Consider the following 2,166-nt stretch of genomic DNA (forward strand, 5'->3'; position numbering starts at 1 on the left):
GCCCGCGCCGACCGGCGGGCCCGCGCCGACCGGCGGGCCCGCGCCGACCGGCGGGCCCGCGCCGACCTCGGTCGACCCGCTTGATCGACTCCACCACGGCGAAGTGGCGGTATCCAGGTCGGGCTGACCACACCACCTCGCCGAGCTGGTGTTGATCAAGCGCCTCCCGGCGCACGGGCCGGTCAGGCGGGGTCGTCGGTCAGGCGGTGCCGGTTGGCCTCGATCCAGGCGTTCAGCGCCTCCGGGTCGTCCGGATCCACGCCGTCCGCCATCAGCTGGGCCACCGCCGCGGTGGCCGGGCTACGCCGTTCGCCGGTGCTGTAGAGCCGGGCGAACTCGGGCACCATCTCGATGATCGTCTCGTCCGTCCGGTCGGCCGCCGACTGCGACAGCCCTCGCTGCCGGGCCGCGTACGCCGCCCAGGCGCGCAACACCCGGGGCAGCATCGCCGCGTCGTCCATGTCCAGCACGGCCCGGCGGTGCACCCAGTCGAGCAGGAACAGCTCGGCCACCATCGGACTCCACCGCATCGGGTCCGCGTCCGGGAAGCTCGCCGCGTGGTCGAGCAGCAGGCCGAGGCAGAAGTGCAGGGAGGCCAGCTCGCCGTCGGCGACCTGCGGCAGACCGAACCGGGCCGCCTCCGGCGAGTCGAGGAAGGCGCGTACCAGGCGGGTTCGTTCCTCGTCGGTGGGCGGGGGCACGACGGCCGGCCCGGCCGGCGGGGTCCTACCGGGCAGGACGGCGAGCCGGGCGCCCACCAGGGCCCGGTCGGTGGCGAGCGAACCCTGGGCGGGCAGCTCCGCGAGGTCGTCGGTGACCGCCAGGTGGCGGCCCACCTCCGCGTGCATCCGGGCCGGGTCCTCGGTGCGGAACCAGGTGAACTCGTCCTCGGTGCAGATCTCCCGGGCCTGCTCGACGATGCGGGCCGCCGGACCGCCGACGAACACGTCCTTGGTGATGCCGATGTTGTGGTCGACGAGTGCCACCAGGGCGTGCTCCGGGCCGCCCTGCTCCTCGTCGTCGTATGCGAACGTGGCGAGGTAGGAGGTCTGGTCGCCGTACACGTCGCCGTAGGCCCAGGCGCCGGTGACGCGCACCCGGCCGAGCTGGCCGGCCCAGGCCGGGGCGTGCGCGCCGGGCCGGACCCGGGCGGCGCCCTCGGCGTCGGGCACCAGGGTGGCGAAGACGGCGCGGATGGTGGTGGCGGCGGCGCTGCGCCGGCGGGACGTGGCGGCGAGGAAGCCGCCCACGAACTCGCGCACGGCCTGCTCACGGTCGTGCTCCGCGACGGCGTAGACGCTGCCCAGCAACGCGGCGCCGAGCATCTCCGCGTCCAGGGCGGAGTCGAGCCTCGTCACGTCGCGCGCGGCGTGCAGCACCGCGTCGTAGGGGGTCTGTGGCGTGGCCATGCATCGACCCTACGCCGCGCTGCCGGCCATCACATCGGCCAGCACGCCGGGTTCAGCGTCGCCCGGCGTCCCGCACCGCGTCACGGGCCGTGGCGTAACGCGCCAGCAACGCCCAGACCGGATCCAGCACGTACTTCTCGCCGACGCTGCCGACCGAGGTGAGCAGGCGCTGCTCGGCCCGACTCCGGGCCCGCCGGGCCGCCCAGCCGACCACCGGGCGGGTCAGTGCCGCGACCAGCAGCCCGGCCAGCAGCCCACCGAGCAGCAGCACGGTGGGCCAGGGCACCTCGCCGAGCTTCGGGTGCTCCAGCGGCGGCAGGCCGAGCAGGCGCAGCGCGTACCCGAGGACCAGCCAGACCAGCCCGCCCAGCGCCGCGAGGGTGACCAGCCACTGGAGCCCGCCGACCACCCGCCACCAGGCCGGGCGTCGGTCCATGCCGAGGTCGGTCGCGGCCACCGCATGGTCGAGCGCGCCTGGCAGGTCGGCCAGCCGGGACCGGGCCGCGCTGGTCACCGCGGTCGGCCAGGGCGCCGGCAGCTCGGCGCTGGACCGGTCGGCCACCGCCCGGATGGCCAGGTTCAGCGCCGACCGCTGCGCGGCCGTCGGATCGGGTACGGAGGTGGCCGCGACCAGGCTCTCCGCCGGCGCGTCCGGGTCCCGCCCGGGCAGGTGCAGCCGGCGCAACGGGTCCGGCCGCAGCTTCCGCCAGCCCCGTACCAGCGGCCAGCCGGTGCTGGCCACGGCCCGGTGCCGGTA

Annotated in this window: 1 protein-coding gene and 1 pseudogene; both read right to left on the minus strand. The window is 76.2% G+C overall.

Features of this window, described 5'->3' with window-relative positions:
* Window positions 1-182: 182 nt before the first annotated feature.
* A complete protein-coding gene (locus tag HUW36_RS31455; RefSeq protein WP_174531396.1) occupies window positions 183-1,409 on the minus strand; it encodes a hypothetical protein in 1,227 nt (408 codons plus the stop codon).
* A 52-nt stretch (window positions 1,410-1,461) separates the two neighbouring features.
* Window positions 1,462-2,166 (minus strand): annotated as a pseudogene (locus HUW36_RS31460) (ABC transporter); the annotation flags it as partial.

The sequence above is a fragment of the Micromonospora maritima genome (genome assembly GCF_902825405.1).
Classification (GTDB): Bacteria; Actinomycetota; Actinomycetes; order Mycobacteriales; family Micromonosporaceae; genus Micromonospora; species Micromonospora maritima.

Bases quoted from the DNA above. Each gene is read 5' to 3' on its own strand.
- HUW36_RS31455 (WP_174531396.1), bottom strand. From the start codon at position 1,409: ATGGCCACGCCACAGACCCCCTACGACGCGGTGCTGCACGCCGCGCGC.